Annotated in this window: 15 protein-coding genes; 7 read left to right on the top strand and 8 right to left on the bottom strand. The window is 40.5% G+C overall.

Annotated elements, in window-relative coordinates:
• Positions 1 to 134: 134 nt before the first annotated feature.
• From pfkA to RCZ04_RS05880, 3 genes are all read left to right on the top strand, one after another.
• Positions 135 to 1,115 carry an ATP-dependent 6-phosphofructokinase gene (gene pfkA, locus RCZ04_RS05890; protein ID WP_460485044.1) on the top strand — a complete coding sequence of 327 codons (981 nt, stop codon included), beginning with the start codon at positions 135 to 137 and terminating at the stop codon, positions 1,113 to 1,115.
• Between the two features lie 48 nt (positions 1,116 to 1,163).
• Positions 1,164 to 2,162 (top strand): type I glyceraldehyde-3-phosphate dehydrogenase, encoded by a 999-nt coding sequence (gene gap, locus RCZ04_RS05885; protein ID WP_460485042.1) that lies wholly within the window; start codon positions 1,164 to 1,166, stop codon positions 2,160 to 2,162.
• A gap of 87 nt (positions 2,163 to 2,249) precedes the next feature.
• Complete coding sequence (locus tag RCZ04_RS05880; protein WP_460485040.1) at positions 2,250 to 3,104, top strand: N-acetylglucosamine kinase; 855 nt, start codon at positions 2,250 to 2,252, stop codon at positions 3,102 to 3,104.
• 61 nt (positions 3,105 to 3,165) lie between these two features.
• Here RCZ04_RS05880 and RCZ04_RS05875 read toward each other — a convergent pair whose 3' ends face one another.
• The gene (locus RCZ04_RS05875; protein ID WP_460485039.1) at positions 3,166 to 3,780 is read right to left on the bottom strand and encodes a deoxynucleoside kinase; all 615 of its coding nucleotides are present in this window, start codon (positions 3,778 to 3,780) and stop codon (positions 3,166 to 3,168) included.
• On the bottom strand, positions 3,771 to 4,271 hold the full coding sequence (locus RCZ04_RS05870; protein WP_460485037.1) for an Lrp/AsnC family transcriptional regulator: 501 nt from the start codon (positions 4,269 to 4,271) through the stop codon (positions 3,771 to 3,773). The genes RCZ04_RS05875 and RCZ04_RS05870 overlap by 10 nt, the downstream gene beginning before the upstream one ends.
• Before the next feature lie 980 nt (positions 4,272 to 5,251).
• On the opposite strand from RCZ04_RS05870, the gene RCZ04_RS05865 reads away from it, so the two are divergent.
• From RCZ04_RS05865 to RCZ04_RS05850, 4 genes are all read left to right on the top strand, one after another.
• Positions 5,252 to 6,334, top strand: coding sequence for an acyl-CoA synthetase family protein (locus tag RCZ04_RS05865; RefSeq protein ID WP_460485036.1), 1,083 nt, complete (start codon positions 5,252 to 5,254; stop codon positions 6,332 to 6,334).
• A gap of 2 nt (positions 6,335 to 6,336) precedes the next feature.
• Entirely contained in the window at positions 6,337 to 8,163 is a 1,827-nt protein-coding gene (locus RCZ04_RS05860; protein WP_460485034.1) for an ABC transporter ATP-binding protein, read from the top strand.
• Between the two features lie 250 nt (positions 8,164 to 8,413).
• Positions 8,414 to 9,709, top strand: a complete 1,296-nt coding sequence (gene tyrS, locus RCZ04_RS05855) for a tyrosine--tRNA ligase (RefSeq protein WP_460485032.1) — start codon at positions 8,414 to 8,416, stop codon at positions 9,707 to 9,709.
• Positions 9,710 to 9,865: 156 nt separating this feature from the next.
• Positions 9,866 to 11,104: a WG repeat-containing protein gene (locus RCZ04_RS05850; RefSeq protein WP_460485031.1), complete on the top strand. Its 1,239-nt coding sequence runs from the start codon at positions 9,866 to 9,868 to the stop codon at positions 11,102 to 11,104.
• Here RCZ04_RS05850 and RCZ04_RS05845 read toward each other — a convergent pair.
• The 6 genes from RCZ04_RS05845 to RCZ04_RS05820 all read right to left on the bottom strand — a co-directional run bounded on the left by RCZ04_RS05845 (position 11,101) and on the right by RCZ04_RS05820 (position 22,429).
• Positions 11,101 to 11,706 carry an IMPACT family protein gene (locus tag RCZ04_RS05845; protein WP_460485029.1) on the bottom strand — a complete coding sequence of 202 codons (606 nt, stop codon included), beginning with the start codon at positions 11,704 to 11,706 and terminating at the stop codon, positions 11,101 to 11,103. The two genes, RCZ04_RS05850 and RCZ04_RS05845, sit on opposite strands and share 4 nt — an antisense overlap.
• 24 nt (positions 11,707 to 11,730) lie before the next feature.
• Positions 11,731 to 18,813, bottom strand: a complete 7,083-nt coding sequence (gene sov, locus RCZ04_RS05840; protein ID WP_460485027.1) for a cell surface protein SprA — start codon at positions 18,811 to 18,813, stop codon at positions 11,731 to 11,733.
• A gap of 924 nt (positions 18,814 to 19,737) precedes the next feature.
• Positions 19,738 to 20,220 carry a cytidine deaminase family protein gene (cdd, locus tag RCZ04_RS05835; RefSeq protein ID WP_460485025.1) on the bottom strand — a complete coding sequence of 161 codons (483 nt, stop codon included), beginning with the start codon at positions 20,218 to 20,220 and terminating at the stop codon, positions 19,738 to 19,740.
• A gap of 69 nt (positions 20,221 to 20,289) precedes the next feature.
• Positions 20,290 to 20,904, bottom strand: coding sequence for a DUF4230 domain-containing protein (locus RCZ04_RS05830; protein WP_460485024.1), 615 nt, complete (start codon positions 20,902 to 20,904; stop codon positions 20,290 to 20,292).
• 194 nt (positions 20,905 to 21,098) lie between these two features.
• Positions 21,099 to 21,470 (bottom strand): fluoride efflux transporter FluC, encoded by a 372-nt coding sequence (gene crcB / locus RCZ04_RS05825; protein ID WP_460485023.1) that lies wholly within the window; start codon positions 21,468 to 21,470, stop codon positions 21,099 to 21,101.
• Between the two features lie 173 nt (positions 21,471 to 21,643).
• A complete protein-coding gene (locus RCZ04_RS05820; RefSeq protein WP_460485021.1) occupies positions 21,644 to 22,429 on the bottom strand; it encodes a carboxymuconolactone decarboxylase family protein in 786 nt (261 codons plus the stop codon).
• Positions 22,430 to 22,465: the final 36 nt, after the last annotated feature.

Below are 22,465 nucleotides of genomic sequence, written 5' to 3'. Positions count from 1 at the left end.
AACTATCTCCTATCTCCTATCTTCTAACTCCTAAAAAACTAAATAGTTATATTTTTCATCGTCAAAAAAAATACATAAAATTATTGCTATGTCAAAAATATTTTGTACTTTTGAGGCGAAAATTAAAAAAGACAATGTCAGTAAAGAAAATAGCAGTATTAACATCAGGAGGAGACGCTCCTGGAATGAATGCCGCCATTCGTGCCGTAGTGCGCACTTGTGCATATCACAAGATCGAAGTGGTAGGCGTATATCGCGGATATCAGGGAATGATGGAAGGCGATTTTGAAGAAATGAACGCTCGTAGCGTTCGCGATATTATCAACAGAGGGGGTACTATTTTAAAATCTGCCCGCTCTAAAGAATTTAGAACTCCTGAAGGGCGCAAAATAGCCTACGAAAAACTAAAAGCAGCAGGAGTAGACTCTTTGGTAGTCATAGGGGGCGACGGCTCTTTCACTGGAGCGCTCCTATTTAATAAAGAATTTGGTTTTCCTGTGATAGGAATTCCTGGTACTATCGATAATGATATCCACGGTACCGATTTTACCTTAGGCTACGATACCGCATTGAACACTGTAATCGATGCTATCGATAAGATTAGAGATACCGCAAGCTCTCACAACCGCTTGTTCTTCATCGAAGTAATGGGACGCGACGCTGGCCACATCGCTTTGAACTCTGGCGTAGGAGCTGGTGCCGAAGAAATATTAATTCCTGAGGAAAATATAGGTCTCGATAAACTCTTACACTCTTTGGAAAAAAGCCGTACTAGCGGTAAAACTTCCAGCTTAGTAGTGGTAGCCGAAGGTGATAAAATCGGTAAAAACGTATTTGAATTGAAAGAATACGTGGAACAACACCACCCCGATTACGACGTGCGTGTATCTGTATTAGGCCACATGCAACGCGGAGGCTCTCCTTCTTGCTTTGACCGCGTATTGGCAAGCCGTATGGGCGTAAAAGCCGTAGAGTCTCTTCTCGAAGGTAAATCTAACTATATGGTGGGTATTCGAAATAACAAAATGGAACTCACTCCGCTTGAAAAAGCTATCAAAGGAAGTTCAAAAATAGATATGGAACTCTTGCGAGTAGCCGAAATAATGGCTACATAGTATTGTAAACAAACTAAAAATTAAATAACGAATAAATTAAAAAAAATTATGTCAGTAAAAATTGGAATTAACGGTTTTGGACGTATTGGACGTTTAGTATTCCGTGCTGCTTATGAAAGAGCCGACGTAGAAATCGTTGGTATTAACGACCTTTTGGATGTAGATTACATCGCTTACCTTTTGAAATACGACTCTGTTCACGGAACTTTCAAAGGCGACGTGAAAGTGCAAAATGGACACCTTGTAGTTGATGGTAAAGTAGTACGCATCACTGCTGAAAAAGACCCTAACAACCTTAAATGGAATGAAGTAGGTGCTGATGTAGTAGCTGAATGTACTGGTATCTTCACTACTTTGGAAAAAGCACAAGCTCACATCAACGCTGGTGCTAAAAAAGTAGTTATCTCTGCTCCTTCAGCTGATGCCCCTATGTTTGTAATGGGTGTGAACCACAAATCAGTAAAACCTACTGATACTATCGTGTCTAACGCTTCTTGTACAACTAACTGCTTGGCGCCTATCGCTAAAGTATTGAACGACAACTTCGGTATCGAAGAGGCTTTGATGACTACCGTTCACGCTACAACAGCTACTCAATTGACTGTAGACGGTCCTTCTAAAAAAGACTGGAGAGGTGGTCGTTCTGCCCTTTGCAACATCATCCCTTCAAGCACTGGTGCCGCTAAAGCTGTAGGTAAAGTAATCCCTGAATTGAACGGTAAACTTACTGGTATGGCTTTCCGCGTTCCTACTGCCGACGTTTCTGTAGTTGACTTGACTTTCCGCACTAAAAAATCAACTACCTTGGAAGAAATTAACGCCGCTATGAAAAAAGCTTCTGAAGGTGAATTGAAAGGTATCCTTGGATATACTGAAGACCTCGTAGTTTCTCAAGACTTTGTAGGTTGCAAAAATACCTCTATCTTCGATGCTAAAGCTGGTATCGGTTTGAGTGCTAACTTCTTTAAAGTTGTTTCTTGGTACGACAACGAAACTGGTTATTCTAACAAATTGGTAGATTTAGCTCAACACGTTGCTAAATTGTAATTTATAAAAATAAGGTGAGTTACCCAAATGAGGGTACACTCGCCTTTTTTAATACTTATAAAAAAACAACTTAAAAACCGAAACGATATGATTTTAATTGTAGACAGTGGAGCAACTAAGGCTGACTGGACTGCCTTAAACAGCAAAGGTGAAAAAATATTTTTTACCCAAACTTTAGGATTGAATCCCGAAGTACTTACAGAAGAAATTCTTGTAGAACGTATTACCACCAATTATCAATTGTTTGAGAATAGAAATACCGTATCAGAAATTTATTTTTATGGTGCTGGTTGTGGTACTGAACGCATTCGCTATTTCGTAGAGCGCAGCTTGGCTACTATCTTTAAAAACGCTAAAATAGAAGTGAAAGAAGATACTTATGCTGCTGTATTTGCGACTACTAACCCTACTGATAAAGCGATTGTTTGTATTTTAGGTACAGGTTCTAACTGTTCTTATTGGAATGGCAAAGATTTGTATCAAGCGGTAGATTCATTAGGTTACATCTTAATGGACGAATCAAGTGGTAACTTCTATGGCAAACGCTTGATTATTGACTATTTCTTTAAGAAAATGCCTGCTGACCTCGTTCAGAAATTTGAGAACCAATACGAATTGAGCTCTGATGTGATCAAAAATCACTTGTATAAGATGCCTAACCCTAATAGCTATTTGGCTACTTTTGCAAAATTCGTAGTAGAGAACAAAAATCACGACTATTGCCGTGATATGGTGAGAAAAGGTATGCAACTATTTGTAGACCACTGGATCTCTCAATATGAAGACCGTTACGAAGTGCCTATTAACTTTGTAGGTAGTATCGCTTTCTTCTTGCAAGATATTTTGGAAGAAGTATTGACAGAAAATAACCTCAAATTGGGTACTGTACTTAGAAAACCAATTGATGGTTTGGTAGCTTTCCACGTAAACAAATACTTTTAGTATTTATTCATAAAGCAAAAAATAAAAGACACTCACTGTAATGGTGGGTGTCTTTTTTGTGTTAGAACAATCCGTATAGAATACCGTCTATTTTGTTGATGATATCACCTAAATCTTCAGGGTTGTTTACAAAATCAATATTATCTACTTCAATGATGAGGAGCTTGCCTTTGTCATAACCTTTTATCCATTGTTCGTATCGTTGGTTGAGACGGTTGAGATAATCGATAGAGATGGAGTTTTCGTAGTCTCGACCGCGTTTTTGGATTTGGTTTACCAAGTTTGGGACAGAGCTACGGAGATATATGAGCAAATCTGGGGGAAGGACGAGGCGTTCCATTAGGGCGAATAGTGATTTGTAGTTATCAAAATCGCGAGAGGACATCAATCCCATTTCGTGCAAGTTAGGGGCGAAGATGTGTGCATCTTCATAGATGGTACGGTCTTGAACAATATCATTTCCTTTCTCTCTAAAATCAAGGATTTGGCGAAATCTACTGTTGAGGAAGTAGATTTGGAGGTTGAAGCTCCAGCGCTCCATTTGGTGATAAAAATCGTCTAAATAGGGGTTATCAACCACATCTTCAAAATGGGCTTCCCATTGGTAGTGTTTGGCTAATAGGGAGGTAAGGGTAGTTTTGCCTGCGCCTATATTTCCTGCAATTGCTATGTGCATTTTAGATTAGTTTTTTCAGCTTCTTCGCGCAAACACTTAATCATAGAGGTGTTCTTGATTTCTTGTATTACGAAAGAGCTTTGAATGTTAGAGATGATTTCTAATTTGGATATTTTGTGTACTACAAATCTCTGATAGTCTTCCATATCGTTGAGCATAACTTTTAGTAAGAAGTCGTAGCCTCCTGCCATATAAGAGGCTTCTAAAACTTCGTCTAAAGTACTCACGTATTTTTCGAACTCATTGAATAATTCGGCGCTATGCTTAAGGAGTTTTACTTGGCAATAAGCTACTAATTTTTTTCCTAAAGCCTTAGGATTGGCTACTGCTACGTACTTTTGAATTATTCCAAGAGATTCTAATCTTTTGATGCGTTCGTGAACTGGGGTGATGGAAAGTCCTACTTTTGCGGATAATCTTTTAATAGATTGTTTGCTATCTTGTTGTAGTTCATCTAAAAGCGCTAAATCAATACGGTCTAATGCATACATACTTTTATAAATTTATTGGGGTAAAATTAGAAAATATTTTTGATATAGCAGCAAAAAATGTAAAATATTTTTTCTGTTTTTTTATAATAGCCTCATAATCACTATTATTTTTAGATGAATAATTGGACTATAAAAGGTTGAAACCATAGAAATATTTTCTGAGTAAAGTATGTTTTACAGAACAGCTGAAATTTGATGGTAGTTGTATTCTTTTATATTTGAGGTTTACTTGTAATCAACTTTGACAATATGTATAAGAGTTCGGTTTTTCTGATAAGTTGGATAATTTTAATAGGTAGTAGAGTTTTGGAATTTCCGAAAGGGAACGGAATTTTTCAGAAGGGAGACGAGGGGAGTTTCGGAGGGGAAAAGCTATTGGGAGAGTACACTTAGCTTATACAAAGCTTATACGAACCTTATACGAATCTTGGACGATTGATATATAAAGGGTATATAAGTAATTGATTAATAATGTAATACAATAATACTAAAAACGCCAAAAACAGGGTTTCGGAGCGAAAGAAAAGAGAAGATGTGTTAGGCTTTAGGCAATAGGCAATAGGAGAGATGTGACGGGCAGGTGTGAGCCACACGGGCAAAGGAAAATTAGAGCCAATAGGCAATAGGGTTGTGACGGTCATTATTGTTGTATAAACATTTTTTTAATATTGTATAAACATCCCCCCTGCCCCCTTCAAAGGGGGAGATGCGACGGGGGTCGAATGACGAATGGTGAGGGAAACCTCCCCCTAGCCACTTACTTGGTAGTTGCGGACAACCTTCGGAGAGGGGAATGTAGTGACGGAAAAGGGAGAGAAATTTGTCTCGATTCACTTACTTGGCAATTGCTGATTTCCTTTTTGAGTGGAAGCTATGGGGGTAGAAGGAGGTGTAAAATACAAGATTTTGCATTTAATTTGCGCATTTCGTTTAATTATTGTAGCTTTGCCACTGCTATTGAAAATAATATTACATTTAAGATGAGTGAAATAGACTACAAATTTGTACATAAAGATTTTAGAATCAATGGGTTTCCTATTGATAGAGAACGGCTTATTATCTTAGCGGTTGCCTACGTAAAGGACGGATTGCCTTACCGAAAGTCGGTAGGGAGATTTCTTTTGGACTGGCTTGACGACCGGGATTATATAGAGGCGACGACCTCGGGTTCGACTGGGGTTCCTAAACAGATTCACTTAAAGAAACAAGGGATGGTTAATTCGGCTTTGGCAACAGGGGAGTACCTTCATCTTTCACCTAAAAACAGAGCTTTATTGTGTTTGCCTACGGACTTTATTGCGGGTAAGATGATGCTTATTCGGGCGATTGTTTTGGGCTTACATATTGATATTATTCGTCCGTCGTCAATGCCGTTATCGCTTACGAGCAAGGATTATGATTTTTGTGCGATGATACCTTTGCAAGCGGCGAAATCGCTTACTGATTTACCACGTGTGAAGAAGGTGATTTTAGGAGGAGCGTCGATAGATGGGGAGTTGGAGGCTAAGTTGCAACACATTCCTACTGAGGTGTATTCATCATACGGAATGACTGAAACTATTTCGCATATTGCGATGCGCAGGGTAAATCACACCGAGGAGCACGAAACTACCTATAAAGCGATGCCGAATGTTACTTTTACGCAAGACGACCGTCATTGTTTGGTGATTAATGCGCCTTTGATTGCTGACCACCCTGTGGTTACGAATGATATGGTAAACTTGATTTCGCATACTGAATTTGAGTGGTTAGGGCGTTTTGATAATATTATCAATTCGGGGGGCTTTAAAGTATTCCCAGAGAGTGTGGAACATAAAATTAAAAAATACATCAAGGGTGATTACTTTATCACTAAGGAGCCTGATGATGAGTTAGGACAACGCGCAGTGCTTTATGTGCAAGGCGATGAGAAGGATTACCCTACTTTGGCACACGATATTTATATGGATAAGGATATGTTGAAATACGAAGTGCCCCGCCAAATTTATTTTGTTCCTGAGTTTGTATACACTGATAATCAGAAACTGAGAAGGGACGAGACGGTTAAGAAATACAAGAAATAAGTATGAAGTTAAAGAGATTTATCCCTTATATATTGCCTTATAAACGAGATGTGATACTGAATGTGTTTTTCAATATTCTTTATTCACTCTTTAGCGCGCTTTCGTTTGTGGCACTCATTCCGATGCTTGACGTACTTTTTGGCAAGGCGCAAGCGGTGGCTGAAGCTCCTGTGTATTCGGGTAATTTATTAGATTTAGGAAGCTATGGCAAAGCTTATTTGAATTACAAAGTGGGTAGTTTGGCGGGTGAGAACACTATTTGGGCGTTGGCTATTGTGATTGCTTTGGTACTTTCGCTTTTTTTGCTGAAGAATATGTTTAGTTATTTGGCATCTTTCTTCATTACTCACTTGCGCAATGGTGTGCTTAGGGATTTGCGAGACAGTTTATATAAGAAGATTATAAACCAACCGATAGCTTTTTTCTCGGAACAGCGCAAGGGTGATATAATGTCGCGTATGATAGGTGATGTGAATGAGGTGCAAAACTCAATGCTTTCGGGTTTGGAGGCTTTTGTGAGAGAGCCACTCACTATTCTCTTTTCTATTTTGGTAATGCTGGGTATTAGCGTGAAGCTCACTATATTTACGTTTGTGTTTATTCCGATAGCAGCGGCAGTAATTTCGAGGATAGGTAAATCACTAAAAAAGAATTCAATAGCTTTACAACAAGAGCAAGGTAAGTTTCTGTCGCTTATAGAAGAGACTATAGGTGGATTACGGATTATAAAGGCGTTTAATGCTGAGGGAATATTTACCAAAAGTTTTGGGGAGTCGAGTAATACTTTCAACCGTTTGAGCAATAAGGTGATGAATCGTCAGAACTTAGGGTCGCCAATGAGTGAGTTTTTGGGTATAATGATGATTGCTGTTTTGTTGTGGTTTGGGGGCTCTTTAGTGTTGGTAGATAAGACATTAGAGGGCACTCAGTTTATTGCCTTTATGGGATTAGCCTACAATATTCTCACACCAGCAAAAGCTATTAGCAAGGCATCGTATGATATGCGTAAGGGGAATGCAGCGGCAGAGCGTATTTTGGAAATTCTGGATTATGACAATCCTATCAGAGAGCGCGAGAATCCTGTGGTAATTTCTGATTTTACTAAGGCTATAGTTCTGAAAGATATAACTTTTGCGTATGCTGAACACCCTGTGCTTACTCATTTTTCTTTGGAAGTGCCTAAGGGAAAGACGGTTGCTTTGGTGGGACAGTCGGGAAGTGGTAAGAGCACGATTGCGAACCTTATCACTCGTTTTTATGATGTAAATCAGGGTGAGGTGCTTATTGATGGGGTGAACGTGAAAGATATGCAAACGGCTTCGCTCAGGAGACTCATAGGGGTAGTGTCGCAGGATTCGATTTTGTTTAACGATACGATTAAGAACAACTTGCTGATAGGAAAACCTGATGCTACTGATGAAGAGATTATTACAGCTGCTAAAATTGCCAATGCGTATGAGTTTATCAAAGATTTACCTAAAGGTTTTGAAACGAATATAGGCGATGCGGGAAGTAAACTCAGTGGCGGACAGAAACAGCGCTTGAGCATTGCACGTGCGGTGCTGAAAAATCCACCTATAATGGTGCTCGACGAGGCAACTTCGGCACTTGATACCGAAAGCGAACGCTTGGTACAGAGTGCGCTCGAAAATATGATGAAAAACCGTACTTCGGTAGTGATTGCGCACCGCCTTTCGACTATCCAAAATGCTGACTTGATAGTGGTAATGCAAAAAGGACAAATAGTAGAACAAGGCACTCATACAGAACTGATGCAAAAGAACGGTATGTATAAAAAGTTAGTGGAAATGCAATCGTTTGAGCAATAGTTTTAGTACATATATCAAGCAAAGAAATTATTAAACGAATTTTAAAGCAAAGGGAGGATTCTAAAGAAAGAAGTTTGAAAAAGGGAAAAAGTATCTTTTGACTGGAGCTAAGGTGAAGGTAGGGCAACTAATAACACAGAAACAGAGGTCTACATCTTTGTATTTAGAGCTCTTGCAAGAGGATGCTGGTAATTTTTACTTTTTTTGTAACTTTGCACCCAGAAAGATTATAATAAAACAGACAAAACTAATGAAGAATTTTATAGAAGAATTGCGCTGGCGCGGTATGATTCAGGATATAATGCCTGAAACGGAACAACACCTTGTGGAAGGCTTACGTTCTGCCTATGTGGGGATTGACCCTACCGCCGACTCACTACATATTGGTCACTTAGTGGGTGTGATGATGTTGCGTCATTTTCAAAACTGCGGTCATAAACCGTACGCACTCGTAGGAGGGGCAACGGGAATGATAGGAGATCCTTCAGGGAAATCAGTAGAACGCAATTTGCTCACCGAAGAAGTATTAGCGCACAATATAGCGGGTATTAAAAAACAATTGGCTAAGTTTCTTGACTTTGAGAGTACTGCTTCTAACCGTGCCGAACTTGTGAATAACTACGATTGGATGAAGAACTTTTCATTCTTGTCGTTCATTCGCGACATCGGCAAGCATATCACAGTGAACTATATGATGGCAAAAGACTCAGTTAAAAAACGCTTTGACCCAAATGAGAATACTGACGGAATGTCGTTCACTGAGTTTTCTTACCAACTTTTGCAAGGTTATGACTTCTTGCATTTATATCAAGAAAAACAACTTACCCTACAAATGGGAGGTTCCGACCAATGGGGGAATATTACGACAGGTACCGAACTTATTCGCCGTATTGCTGGAGGTAAGGCTTATGCCCTCACTTGTCCGCTTATTACTAAAGCCGACGGTACGAAATTTGGTAAGAGCGAAGGCGGTAATGTATGGCTTGACCCAGAGAAGACCTCGCCTTATAAGTTTTACCAATACTGGATCAACACTTCGGATGCCGATGCACAGCGTTATATCAAAATCTTTACAATGCTCAGCAAAGAGGAAATTGAGAGTCTTACCGCTCAGCACGCAGAAGCGCCTCACTTGCGCGTGTTGCAAAACAAGTTGGCAGAAGAGCTCACTATGTTGGTACACGGACGCGAAGAATTGGAGAAAGCACAAAAAGCATCACAAATTCTCTTTGGTAATTCTACCTCAGCTGATTTACGCTCTTTGGATGAGAAGACCTTCTTAGAGGTGTTTGATGGCGTACCTCAAGCGGAAGTAAGTGCTACCGACATCGCTGGTGGGTTGGATATGATTGCTATTCTTTCAGCTAAAACAGGTTTTATTAGTTCTAACTCTGAAGCTCGTCGTGCTTTGAAAGAGAACTCTATTTCGGTAAACAAAGAGAAAGTAGGCGAGGAGTACCAAATAGGTGATAAAGACCTTATTGACGGTAAGTTTATCTTGCTACAGAGGGGAAAGAAAAATTACTTTATAGTGAAGAAAGTGTAAGTACTTACCCCCGTTTCTCTGTCCCAAGTAGAGGAGGGCAATCCGAATCGGAGTAATCCGAAGAGGGACAATCTATAAAGAGGATAATTCAACATATTACAAAGGGGCGAATTGCAATTCGCCCCTACATAAAGCGGCGCAAAATGACTATCAGCTATGAAAACACTTCTTTATATCTTATTACTCTTGTTAGTCATTGCTTGTAAGCCTTTAGATATGACTTCTGTAGAAGGGGTGAATTTCTATCCTTATGCAGAGGATAGTATCTACAAGCAAGGTGAACTATTTCCTCTATTGCCAGAAGATGCTGAAAAAGGAAGCTATCAGTACCTAAACTTCAAAGTAATGTTTGAAGGCAGATACTTGCACCTTAGCTACGATAAGTTGAACAACTCAGAGGTTGTTACTGAAACAAAGACCTTTAAAGGACGTTGGCGCAAACGCGGTTGGAAGTATGTCCTCAACCACAATATACTCCCGTTTTTTCCTATTCTCTCAGGAGAAACTCTTCACAAGATATATCTTAAACCTAAAGGACAGCAAGACTTAGAGGTACATCAGTATTACCGAGATTGGGCATTCTCTTTGCTTTTCGGTTGGGGAGGAGATTCAGGAAACTACCGTTTGTACTTCAAGGCTAAAGAATTGTTACCCCAGCCAGTAGTTTATTTTGAGCAAGGACATTTAGGATTGATGAAGGGAAGTGCTGTGCTCATTCCTGCTCAGTATAACGAAATAACTTTGTTTAAAGAAGGAGTGTCACAGGTGAGGAAAGATAGTTTATGGGGACTTATCAATACAGAAGGGAAAGAACTCACTTCAATTATATACAATAACATATCTTATGAAGATCATTATAAAGAACCTCCTTTCTTTTTAGTAGAGAAAGATAATCTTTGGGGCACTATAGATCTCAAAGGTAAGGAAATTATTCCTATTGAATATCAACATTTGCAGTATGAATGGATATCCCTCTCTCTGAGATTACTATTAGCACAGAAAGAAGGTCTTTGGGGATTTATTAATATGAAAGGGGAGGAAGTACTACCGTTTGCCTATGACTATATTTATAAAGGTAATTATGGTTATGCCTTAGTGAAAGGCGACAAAGTGGGCTTCTGGAGTTATTCGAAAGAAGAAAGGCGTTTTATTTCAGCTGTCTACACTAAGATAGATGAGAGCACCTTGTACAACGATTATACTTTAGTGTACGACGGATTCAATCCTCTTTTTATAGATAGAGAGGGCAATGAGTATGACCCTCAAATTGATGAGGTGAGAGGAACTGATGCTTTCTTTGGCTACTCGCAACGTGACAGCAAAGTGAAGATAGGCGATAAATATTACTATCCTAATATAGAGAGCAAGCGTGCGCCTAGAAAAGAAATCTTTTAATCTTCATCTATTATATGTACCCCAAAAAGATTAGTAAATATCTCTTCTACTTTAGTATAATCCGATTGCCGTACTGCTAAATGCAACTCACAGTTTTCAGTAAGCAGTTGTTGCGTAATACTGAGGTTTTGTTCCTTCACTACGCGCATCACTTTGTTCATTAATGGGTATTCAAAGCGGATGATGAGCTCTTCGGTAATGAGCTTTTCTATAACTTCTACTTCTTGTAGAGTAAGCTGAGCTGTCGTTTTATAAGCCTGTACTAATCCGCCTACGCCTAATTTTATTCCTCCAAAATAGCGTACTACAATCAGCAATACATTGGTCAGTTCAAAAGATTGTATCTGTCCATAAATAGGAATGCCTGCCGTGTTGTTAGGCTCACCGTCATCGTTGGCACGGTAGCGCTGGTGAGTACCATAGCCTAATTGCCACGCATAACACCAATGCCGTGCTGAAAAGTGTGCTTTCTTCACGGCTTCGAGATGTGTCTTTATTTCCTCTTCAGAAGTAACAGGAAAAGCATAGCCTAAGAATTTGCTACTCTTCTCCTTAAAAATTACTTCCTCCACGGAATCAAGTATTGTTTTGTACGTATCCACTTACCTGTTACTTTTGCTTGTTACCTATTGAAAGGTGTATTTCACTGAAAGTCCTGTGCGGATAGTAGTCATTGGGAAGGCAGTTGAGATAGCCGATTTAGAGAAATTATATTGGAAATAATACGATGCTAAAAGGTTGCGACTGAGGGCGTACTCAGCAGTAAAATTACCTAACCAAGAGGTTTGCCCAGCGGTTACTTGGTTGTTGAATATCTCCATATTGCGTATCACAGTAAACTCATTGAGGTAAGAAAGTGTGCCTTTCAGTACTAAATCGCTCTTTAGCGTAGTAAGGTTACCATTTACTCGAGTAACGAAACGCAAATCTTTGAATCGATAGCCTACCCCAAATTTATACTCTCGTTTGAGTATTTCAGTAAGGTAATCGTTATCCAAGCTGATGGAAATAGTACGGTCACGATTAAACTCAGCGAGTAAACTCATAGAGTTTTTAAGCTCCATATCGGCTCTAATAAGTGGATTAAACTGTTCAGCAAGGGTAACAGTAGAATACAGTTTTTCGTTGAGAAAATCGCCTGCTACGTTCGTTTTATTAGGGTTTGCAGGTTCGTATTCTAAGTTCGTACGGAACTCACTAAGTGAGTAGCTTGCGCGATAACCGTGTGCTAATGAGAAACGACGGAAAGTATTCTTAATAAACTCTACGCGCATTAGTCCCGTATAGCGTATATTCCACTCAGGAATAGGAATATTCTTGAATGCATCAAGTGATACCCCACTGGCGCTACCGCCTGAATAAGCCGCAAAGAAAGCAGGAATCATTACCGCTTGGCTCTTCTTGCTATAGCCTATTGGGTAGCCTTCAGCGTCTACATTAGCAGGATTTAACCCCCGCTCCTCAGCCAAACGGCGCGCTACCGTAAGTCGGTTATCTTTAAAACGCTCAAAGGCTGCCGAATTGTATTCGTCTATCTTATTGAAGGTAGTTGCTATCAAGTTGGTAGAGATATTAAAGCTACCCACTTGGTTACCCACTAATTTGTTATATACAAAATTGCGTACCTCAAAAGTCTCGGTGTAATTCTCGGTGTATTGTCTATTGGCTTTTAGGTTGATTTGCAAATCAGGAATCGGTTGTAAGTTAGCCGTAAGCAATAGTTGTTTCTCTTGTGATTTGATGTATTGATCGTTGAAATCAGGAAACTCAGTAAGGTAACCGCGTTTTGCCATTTCATAACGCAAATCGGTTTGGTCGCCAAACATAAATCCTGCCGACGGTTTAAATGTTCCTAAGAAGCCCACTTGTTGTGTATATCCTGGTATGGTGCGAGCATTCGTAACCGAGTAGTTCACCCCTGCAGTCTTGAGCATTGTCAAGAAAGTTTTAGCCACACTCGCTTTTTCTCCTCTTGGGGTAGCTTTTACGCCCAAGTAACGATACAGCTGGTCAAAAGTTAGGTTGGCTGTAAAGTTATGTGTATTGCCGTTTTGCAAGGTATTTACTTCTTGTCGCGCCAACTGCAAAAGGGTTTGTGAACCGCGCTGATAGTCGAAATCACCAGAGTAAGTATAGTTAGCTTTCATAAATTCAAAGAAAGGAAACTTACTAAAAGGTAAATCATAATTCACTTGGAACTTCGAGAAGAAGTGATCAGGAGTTCCTAAATCCCAGAAATCCGACCAAAGTGATACATCTTTATTCACACCTGATATATCGCCATTGCCATCATATACATAGTAGTTGCGAATGATACTGTTATTCGTTGCATTGAAGTTCAATCGCAATGATTTAGTGAGATTGTAATTGATAGCATATTGGTGATTCATTTGGTAATTGCGCTGTTGTAGCTCAGGAAGCGATTTTTGCTGACTTGCATTCACGCCATCAAAATATACATCGCGGAATGACTGCTTGGTAAACGAACGATTGATGTCCGAAGTGAACATTATGCTGGTAGGCAAGATGTTCAAGTTCACATCTGCTAACCATTGCCAATAGCGCTTCCCAGCAAACTTACTACTTTTCTTGAACGGCTCTATAGCAGTAGGTTTGAAGGTATAGTTGTACATAAATCCTGCGCGTACTTGTTGCTCATCTTCGTAACGCAACTCATAATCGCGGTGGTTCTTCTCGTTGTAAGCGTAGTTAAAAGTAAAGTTCTCTATGTTGTAAATCCGATTCTTCTGTCCTTCAGCTAAGTTTTTCTTAACACCAATCAGGTTAATACCGCGCCTTAGCGTATAATCTTCTGCTTGTTCTTTAATGATTTCTCGCTCACGTGCGTTTTGTGCTACGTCCAATCGGTCTTCTAACTTGATGTCTTGATATACGGGGTCGTATTCTGGTGTCGAAAGTTTTTGCGAGTGATTTAAGCCTACGGGTATTTGCATATTCCACTTAGGAGGTAATAACTTACCTGCATTGATGTTCATCATTACGTCATACTCGCGTGTACTTTCCAAGGCACGCTGATTAGGCGCTTGATCTACTGCCCCAAAACCTACCGTGTGCATACGTCCCGTAGCCGAGATATTCAACAGTTCAGAAGCATTAGCATCAAGTGAACCTACAGCTGCCCAACCGCCATTGTTCTCCAATTCAGCTACACGCAATTCGTTAAACCAATACTCCCCACTTAGTCCATTAGTTCCCGATACGTTCTTCACCCCTATCATCACGGCTCTTACACTACCGAGCGACGGGTTCCCTTTGATTACATAACGGTTTTGTCCCGCTACGTGTGGCGCACTCTCAGGTACTACGTTAAAGTTTGCATCGTAGTATACCGCATCACTCATCGTTTGGTTGCGTATACTTATGGCTTTTAGTTTGGTCAGTACGTCCATTGGTATTACCAATTGGTTGTTTTGTGGCCATATCAATTGCTCTGTCGAAGCACCCGCAGGCGTTACCTGCAAAGGTACTTCCACTTGGTAATAGTTATCGTTAAAGTCGGTACCCACCCGCAAGAAAGCTACCGCCTGATTATCGCTCAGTGGTTTGTTCTTATACGCTTCGGCGTGTACAAACATCTTGATGTATTTATACTGCCGCAGGTCAAAACGCAAAGCCTTATAAACTGCCCTACTGTCGTTGTTTTCAAGGTTATCCACTATGTAAGATAAAGCCTGCTCGTTCTGTTCTATCAAGGTGTTGTTAGTATTGATGCGCTCACGGCGTACCCCTGGTGGCATACGGTAAGGAATAGGCTGACGAGTTTCGTTCTCAATCAGGTTCACTGAGTTGATTTCTACTTTGGTGCCGTCATCACTTGGGTCGTCCTTATCGGTGCTGAGGGTATAGTTGTAATAACGCCAGTCTCCGCGAATAAGGTCAAGCGTACCAAAGCGTAAGAGCATCTCGTTTTGGAAGCCTGTGAGGTACATACGCATATGCGTCATCGAGTTGATGATATCCATCTTGTCATTATTACTCAATGGAAATTGGAATCCTTCACGCCACATCTCTCCACTGGCAATCGGTATTTTAAACTGTATCCAGCGGGCACTTACTTGTTGCCCGTTAGGTGCTTCCACTGATACCGTGCGAATATCATTCACATAAGGGTCGGCAGTGCTGATATTAGGGTGCATACGCACGCGGTATTCCAGGTAATTATTAGCGGTATTCATCGTATAATCACCGTTGATATCTTCGTAATCAGGAATCGTAGTCGAACCTCTATTCGTATTAGTTACTGCCACAGGCGAGTTTCCTTGTGTACCATTGTAGTTGTAATAACGATTCAAAATACCTCCACCGCGCGCCAAAAAGTATTCGTAGTTATCCATCGCAGGGTCGTTAGGTGATGTCCCTACGTTATTGCTGTATATCCTCGCTTCGTCCGCATCGTTCAATCCGTCAAGCCCTATATCTTGCAAGTTACGGTTAGATGAGTTGTCGTCAAAAGCGTATATTAGCGATTGTGCCGCAGGTACTTTACCCCAAGATGAAGTATTCACACTCGAGGTTGAAGAAAGCCCTGGCAAGCCGTTTTCGTACTGCTTCCTACCATCTTTTAGCACGTCCTCTGAGATATTTCCTAAGTTGAAAACTAATTCTCCATCGCCACTGTATTCACCTGAATAATACGGGTCCATCACCCAGAATTGCAAGAACTCTATATTACTTTCTTGAAAGTCTGAATAGCTCATACCACGCATAATCCCCGCCCATTTATCGTTTTGGGTACGAGACGCAAAACTGGGGTCGTTGTTATAAGGTCCTTTTACGTTTGGATAATAAGCCAAGTCTAAAGTAGTTTGTACCAATGATTGCCCTTGTGCTAATTGCTGTTGCGGGAATATTTCTTCTATAAAAATACGGCGTGTACTGTTCTTTGAAATCTCGCTACTGCTTATTTCCGAAGGCTTTTGGTTTGAATAAAACACAGGGTCTATGGTATACCACGATAGCTTAGCACGCCCATAACCATTGCGTAAGTTATCAGGGTCGTCAGGTCCATTACCGTAGAGGGTGCGCGAAGCCGTACCACTACCTTGCCCAAATTCCAAAGGCGTACTTGCCAATTTCCACGCAAGTGGCGAACGCATATCAATAGTGGCTTGTGCTGCCTCAAAGTCATCTAAATATACGGTGGTCTCTCCGTCAAAATCATCTGCCTTAGGGGTGCCTGCTCTAAGGTAAGCAAATTCACCTCGTATTGATAGATTCGATGGTGCATCGCTCTTGATAGTAGGAATACGGTTTACCCAGCGGGTAAGGAAAGGTAATTCAGTAGAGTAAGTTCCTCCAAAACCAAAGATAGTATTGTTTACAGCTTCTTGTCCGTAGCTGGTCTTTTGGGTATAAGGTCGTTCCCGTAGATTCACGATAGAACCCCCAATGATAAACTTATCGTTAAACTTGTGTTCCACATTCACACCCATAAAGCGGGTAGTTTGTCCACCAAAAATAAGGTTGTTTTCCACCGACACCTGTATGGGCAAGTTGCTGGCTTCTAAGCTCGGGTTAATAATCTCCACAATACCCGATTGGTAATCTACCAAGTAGTCTAACCCTTCCACTAATATACGCCCTCCTGCAATCACGGTTACTGAACCACGAGGTACGTTAAAAGCCCCTAACGAAATCCCCCTTCTTCCCGATGACTTGTAGCGTCCCTTCATCTGGAACTTATTCTTGTCGCCGTCCATCTGGGCTTGAGTTTTGGTATTTTTATACAGTGAGGTATATACGTATTTCCGTTGATTGTCGTTGTAAGTCGCAGGGTCGTCGTAACCTGTGCCACCTCCTAAGGTGTTGTACAGGAATTCACCAAAAGGTTCCACTTTAGTAAAGAAGATTTTACCGTATTGTTCATCTACGGTAATGCCCGGAACAAAATCGAAGAACCCGTCACCACCTGGCTGAGGGTCGTTGTATTTATTGAGTCGGTCGAAGTTGAAAAGGTTTAACAGTATGCGGTCTTCCAAACCTGTAGGCCAACCGTTATTGTTTACTTTTTCGATATAGTTAATAGGGGAGGGGTTGGAGTAGAAGATATTCATACGGAAATCTTCTGGTGAAAGCTGTGCCGAACCTACTGAATACACATTCTTCATCATCAAATCCCAAATTGGGTCTTTCACATTCAGGCGGTTACTTTTGAGCATCTTCAGCACCAAAAGGTTGTTGGTAATCGCATTGTTACCACCTCCGTAAAACTGGTTCGTAGTTGCCGAAATACCGTCGTTCGCAAACTCACCCACTTGATACACTTGGCTACCGTAGGTATATTGGTAAGCTACCGCCAATACCTCGTCGCTACTAAGGGCTGTGCTCAGCGAGATATAACCGAGTTTGGTATCCACCTTATAATCCACCCCTTCTTCAAGTTTACGGGCATTCTCTATAATAGCGTAGTCATATCCTTGACTCACATACGAGCTATTCGTACCAAACCCTTGTTGTACAGTCGCTACATCGCGGATAGCACTGGTCAGCACCGAGTTCGGAGTGTCCAATTGTGTAGGGTCGTATTTATTAGCGCGGTTGGCAGGCATATTATTAGTAGTAGCCGTAAAGAACCCAGCACCAGCTTTATTCCCCAAACGCGTATTTTCCATTCGGGGCTCTCCTAAGTCTTGTACAGCCAAGATATTGCGGATATTCCCCATACGGCTATTGCGGTTGGTTACCCAAACCTCCAAACGTGTGATTTGTACTTTACTGTTGATAAATGGGTAGTTCTCTAAAGCGCGGTCATAGTTATCACGGAAGAATTGTGCTAAGAAGTAGTTGCGGTTTTCGTCATAGTCAAGAGCCGAAAATTCAAACTCTGTAATAGTGCCACTGCCTTGCGCACTTACGGTTTTGCGCTCCGATTTCTGTTCCGAAAACACACCCGTGATAGTAGTACGTCCAAATTTTAGCTCTGTTTTTACCCCAAACAAACTCTGGGAACCTGTGATGAGCGAATTCGACATTGGCATCGAAATATTACCTAATTCTATTTTTTGTACGATGTCGTCTTCATCAGGAGTATATTCTAATTTAAATACATTTTGGAAATCAAAAGAGGCTTGAGTGTCATACTGAGCGTTAAGCGTCAATCGTGTACCTATTTTACCGGTAAGTCCCAAACTGATGCGTTGCTCAAAATCTAAGCCCCACGAACTCCTGTAACGCGGACTCACTACGGGGTTGTCGTTGCGTGTATAGCGCACACCCAAATCCACCCCCACACTTCCCTGAGGTATCAGCTCTATATTCCGTCCCCCAAATACGCTTTCAAAAAAATCAGAATTTACGTATAATTCAGGCAAGAGGTCTCGTTGCGTTTTTCTCTTATCGGCAGTATTACTTTGTGTGTCGCCTATAGCGTCCAATTTAGTCCGGTAGTATTCCTTCATACGCTCGCGCAACACCAAATTCTCATATTGTTGCACCGTGAGAAACATAGGCGTAGAGAGGTCGTAATTCCCTAATTTCTCAGTGTATACATAGCGGTCGAGCGTCGGGTTATAGGTGTACTGTTGCACAATGCTTTTAGGTTGTTCCAGCCCTATACGCCCAATGCCGTTGCGCACGGTCGTCTCAGTTTGAGTACTCGTAGCGGTTTGGGTCGTAGGGGTTACTTGTGCTTGAACACTAAATCCTGCTAAAAGTAGTAGAAATACGGTTAAACGTTGCTTTACTGACATCTTATAAGAAATAATTAAACACCTATAAACCAAATTATTGCTATAATTTTGTAATCTCTCTTTTGGCAGATAGGTATATTACGGGAAATGTATTTGGGTGCAAAAATATAAAATAAACTATAATTAGCAAAGCATATCGCTTTTTTTTCTACACGCACTGTGTAAATTATTTTTTTTAATATACTCCACCTTCACCCTATATTATCTTTACTCAAAATATTACTTTTCACTTTTCATTTTTTACTTTTAACTCCATTCCACCTTCGTTTTCACATTATTGCATTCCTCCTTTTTTACCGTTTCTGCACCCTTCACCAAGAGTTTTTTAAAAATGGCTTACCGTGTTACGACCTTTTACAAGGTTCAAGCACTAAACAGCCATTTCACAAGGCACAGCTTCAATTTTGTCTTAATTTTGAAATCAATTTAGTTTAATTTCTAAGACACAACCTCACTTTTTTACCCCTACCTCACATTATTTACTGTCTCCCCATACTTTGTTAAAGTTTCAAACTTTGGCAAAGTTGGAATCACCTTCTCCCTTCTATGCACTCTTCAGGTTTAAGTTTTTGTTTGATCACTCTTTTTCCTTCACTTAATTAACACTTTTTAACTCTCCTATTTACCCCTTTTAACTGCTAACTCTCAATAACTTATATACCCTTTGTATAACAATCGTCCAAGATTCGTATAAGCTTCCTATAAGCTTTGTATAAGCTAAGTACATCATAACACCATCTCTGATACTTTCCGATTTTTTATGTGTCTATCCGAGATTCTCCGATAACACACCTTCGCAATTCTCTTTCTCCTGCAAAAAATAAGGCAATGGTATTTCTCACCATTGCCTTATAACAACTTTTACGTTTTTATATTTTCCCTTCATTTACTCATACAACCCAAACTTGCCTATGTAGCTCGCACTTACATCAAGCTACCGTCAAAGAGAAAAGGTAGTAAATCTTTAATAGAAGCCGTTCTGATAATATTCCCTTCAGCCCCCATAAAGTAAACAGGTATTAACTTTTTCTGCTTAGTCTCGTATTCCGAAAGCGATTGTCTACACGCTCCACAAGGCGAAACAGGATAGCAAGTAGGGTCTTCAGCACTGCCCGAAATAGCAATCATCTCTATTTCTTCATCAGGACATTGCGTAGATGCCTGGTAAATAGCCACTCTTTCAGCACATAATCCCGATGGATAAGCTGCATTCTCTTGGTTAGAACCTATAAAAATCCGTTCGTTTTTAAGTCTAACTGCCGCTCCTACCTTAAATTTAGAATAAGGAGCGTACGCATTCTCTCTAGCCATAACAGCTTGTTGCATTAATTCTTGCGCTTCTTGGGGTAGGTCAGTAATTCCCTCAAAAACGCTATATTTGATGTTTAATTGCTTCTCTGTTTTCATAAGTGAATATTCAATATTTGATTTTATGGTGCAAATATACAGAAAATATTCGAAACTAATACATCTTAATCAAGGTTTTAGCATTTTAAAATCTTCTCTACTCTCAATAGGTGTGTTTTGGTATTCCAATGTCCAGCCTACAGTGCGAGTAGCAAAGATGAGGTTAGAAAGCTCGGTGATCAATCGGTTTTCGGCATTGGTTCTCAAGGCGGAAGCATTTACTTTGCGTTCGAGTTCAGCTTTTACTTTCTTCTGTATCTTCTCAACATCAGTGGGGGTAAAAGGGTTTACCTGACTTTGGCTCACATCGTAATACTTCATCGTAGGGTATATTTTTATTTCAGCCTCTGGTATTGACTTGATAATGACTTTTTTCTGCTCTTCGTTTACCTCGTAGTTAATTTTATGTAGGTCATAAGCTACCGTCACATCGGCGTTGACTACGGTGAGTATCTTCTTGTCAAACGACAGTAAGTCCATAAAGTACTTTTGGGTATCGGTATAGGAGAGCACTTCGGCAAAGTGTCCTTCGGTAACTACGAGCTTGCTGACGTTGGCGATTTGCGTTTGTATGAGAGCGGTGTCGGCTTCCAAACGCTCTTGATTTTCTTTTTTATCGGTGAAGTATTTCACTAATAGTAGGGCGGCTACCGCTACTACTACTCCTAATAAAAATTTTTTCATATTGGTTTCTTATTATATAAGGATTTAATATTTAAAGGCCTCGCACAGATTTCACGGATAACACGGATTTGAGATGTAAGTAATATTTAGTTATGTAGTTCCGTCCACGGATTTTAGCCGCAAGCGGCTTGGATTTCACAAAATATACCGTAAGTAGAATTGTAAATTGAGTCTCTTATTATACCAAACTGCTGTTATTTATTTGCAAAAGTATACCCCAAAAAGCAGGCCAAAATGCCCAGACCAACGCTTCCTACTACATAGAATATCGCTTTTAGGAGTTCGTTGTGGTGTAGCAATTGTAGGGTTTCTAATGAGAATGTAGAGAAGGTGGTAAAGCCTCCTAAGATTCCGGTCATTAGGAGTAGAATTAGATGGGGATCGGGTTCTCTATTCTTGAAATAAGCGTAAAGTAACCCTATAAAGAAACAGCCTAATACATTGATAATAAAAGTTCCTACAGGGAATGATGCTTCTCCCCATCTCTTGAATACAAGCGAAATTGCATAGCGCAATGTTCCTCCTATACCACTTCCGAGAGCTACTATAAAGAACGATTTGAGCATATAGATATATGGGTGTTATTGAGTGCAAAGTTACAAAATAATAAGCAAATAGAAAAAGAGGGTGTCCGAAAAGTTTGTTTTGCGTGGGCGTTTGCCAAACGCCCCTACATAACATACTGCAAAAGCGACTGATTAGGTTACAATGTCAATACCTATATCATTAGGGTCGGTGATTATAAAATTCCCGAAGCTGCAAGGGAGTTCATTCCATTAATAGCTGCGGGAAAACCTGCATAAATGGTCATTAGGAGCATTATTTCTTTTATTTCTTCTGTGGTAAGTCCTACATTGTGTCCTGCTTTGATATGAAACGCCAACTCGTTAGGGAAATTTCCTAAGGCTGTAAGCGCCGCAATGGTAGCAATTTGTCGGTAGCGAGGTGAGAGGTTCTCTCGACTATAGACATCACCATAAGCATATCCTATTGTCGCTTCAATAAGCTCAGGTGCCCAATTGCGGTACTTTGCAACAAAGGCATCAGCTTGCTCAGGAGCAATGGCTTTTAGGGTATGTAAACCTTTTTGCTGTCTGTCCGCTTGTGTAACCATCGCTTTTTTGCCCTCTTTATCGGTGAGACCTTGTGATTTGCGTTCCGCTAAAACTTCTTGTAGTGCCGTAAAACCGTTGATAGCCGCTGGGAAGCCTGCATACACGCTCATTTGTAAGAGTACTTCTTTTATTTCACTAATGGTACTACCCGTATTGAGGGCTCCGTTGAGGTGTACTTTCAGCTGTGGACGTGCATTGCCCATAGCTGTGAGTGCCGCAACAACGGCTATTTCTTTTTCTTTGAGAGGTAAGCCTTCACGTGCATAAATATCACCGAAAGAGTACTCAATAATATACTGAGCGAGTTCAGGCGATAGGGTTTTGAGGCTTTCCACTACTTTCTCGCCAGCCTCTCCATCAATCTCTTGGAGCTTCTTCCAGCCCCTTTCGTAACGTTCTGAATGTTTCATAGTCTGCTTTATTTGTGCATTTACAGTTGCTATTCC

Source organism: Capnocytophaga sp. HP1101, from assembly GCF_054772415.1.
This window is presented reverse-complemented; position numbering and strand designations above follow the sequence as displayed.

What these genes read in the sequence shown, in the direction of transcription:
- pfkA (WP_460485044.1), top strand. Translation starts at nt 135, where the DNA reads ATGTCAGTAAAGAAAATAGCAGTATTAACATCAGGAGGAGACGCTCCT.
- gap (WP_460485042.1), top strand. Translation starts at nt 1,164, where the DNA reads ATGTCAGTAAAAATTGGAATTAACGGTTTTGGACGTATTGGACGTTTA.
- RCZ04_RS05880 (WP_460485040.1), top strand. Translation starts at nt 2,250, where the DNA reads ATGATTTTAATTGTAGACAGTGGAGCAACTAAGGCTGACTGGACTGCC.
- RCZ04_RS05875 (WP_460485039.1), bottom strand. Translation starts at nt 3,780, where the DNA reads ATGCACATAGCAATTGCAGGAAATATAGGCGCAGGCAAAACTACCCTT.
- RCZ04_RS05870 (WP_460485037.1), bottom strand. Translation starts at nt 4,271, where the DNA reads ATGTATGCATTAGACCGTATTGATTTAGCGCTTTTAGATGAACTACAA.
- RCZ04_RS05865 (WP_460485036.1), top strand. Translation starts at nt 5,252, where the DNA reads ATGAGTGAAATAGACTACAAATTTGTACATAAAGATTTTAGAATCAAT.
- RCZ04_RS05860 (WP_460485034.1), top strand. Translation starts at nt 6,337, where the DNA reads ATGAAGTTAAAGAGATTTATCCCTTATATATTGCCTTATAAACGAGAT.
- tyrS (WP_460485032.1), top strand. Translation starts at nt 8,414, where the DNA reads ATGAAGAATTTTATAGAAGAATTGCGCTGGCGCGGTATGATTCAGGAT.
- RCZ04_RS05850 (WP_460485031.1), top strand. Translation starts at nt 9,866, where the DNA reads ATGAAAACACTTCTTTATATCTTATTACTCTTGTTAGTCATTGCTTGT.
- sov (WP_460485027.1), bottom strand. Translation starts at nt 18,813, where the DNA reads ATGTCAGTAAAGCAACGTTTAACCGTATTTCTACTACTTTTAGCAGGA.
- cdd (WP_460485025.1), bottom strand. Translation starts at nt 20,220, where the DNA reads ATGAAAACAGAGAAGCAATTAAACATCAAATATAGCGTTTTTGAGGGA.
- RCZ04_RS05830 (WP_460485024.1), bottom strand. Translation starts at nt 20,904, where the DNA reads ATGAAAAAATTTTTATTAGGAGTAGTAGTAGCGGTAGCCGCCCTACTA.
- crcB (WP_460485023.1), bottom strand. Translation starts at nt 21,470, where the DNA reads ATGCTCAAATCGTTCTTTATAGTAGCTCTCGGAAGTGGTATAGGAGGA.
- RCZ04_RS05820 (WP_460485021.1), bottom strand. Translation starts at nt 22,429, where the DNA reads ATGAAACATTCAGAACGTTACGAAAGGGGCTGGAAGAAGCTCCAAGAG.